This is a genomic window from Carboxylicivirga linearis, assembly GCF_018271995.1.
Classification (GTDB): Bacteria; Bacteroidota; Bacteroidia; order Bacteroidales; family Marinilabiliaceae; genus Carboxylicivirga; species Carboxylicivirga linearis.
In genome coordinates this window covers 1-626 of sequence record NZ_JAGUCO010000124.1, presented here as the reverse complement: position 1 = coordinate 626, position 626 = coordinate 1, and the positions used below count along the sequence as shown (strand labels likewise).

The 626-nt window shown below is 38.3% G+C and carries 1 protein-coding gene; it reads right to left on the bottom strand.

What is annotated here, in order from left to right:
• Positions 1-626: MG2 domain-containing protein (locus KEM10_RS23965; protein WP_212220988.1), on the bottom strand; the 626-nt coding region annotated here is incomplete at both ends.

Below are 626 nucleotides of genomic sequence, written 5' to 3'. Positions count from 1 at the left end.
GTTTTAGCAGCTGTTACAATTTGGTCATTCTCATCAACTACCAATCCGTTAAAGTTTTGTGGCATGCCCAATGCATCTCTCACCTCAAAGGCAACCTTAGATGAAATACCTGTAACCAGATCACCTCCTTCGGGGTAAAAACTAACCTGTAATTGTTGTTTTAATTCAGATACTTCCCCTATATCATTGGCTAATTTATTGTTTTGTTCGCTGGGTGTTCTTATGCCTGTTAAACGAGAGCTATCTCCTTTACCTGATACAATTATCTCCTTCGAAAAATAATACTCACTTCCCGCATTTCGCATCCAGTTGGTAAAAGCCACTAAATAATATTTACCCGGCTTGGTATTTTCCTTTAACTCCAACTGCCCGGCTGCCAAACCTTTTTCAATCTTAAACATCTCCTTTATAAAGATGGATTTATCCGGCTTTAGTAATTCAACATGTAAAACTACCTCTGTTTGATTTAACTCTTGCGAAGCAGCATTAATTATAAAGGCGTTCAACCAAATGGTTTCACCAGGTACGTAAATGGGCCGATCGGTTTGTACAAATACCTTTTCGTTATGATGAATGGTTTGATGAAGCTGGAGCTTTTTAATAATTTCTTCTTGCCAGCTTTGGGC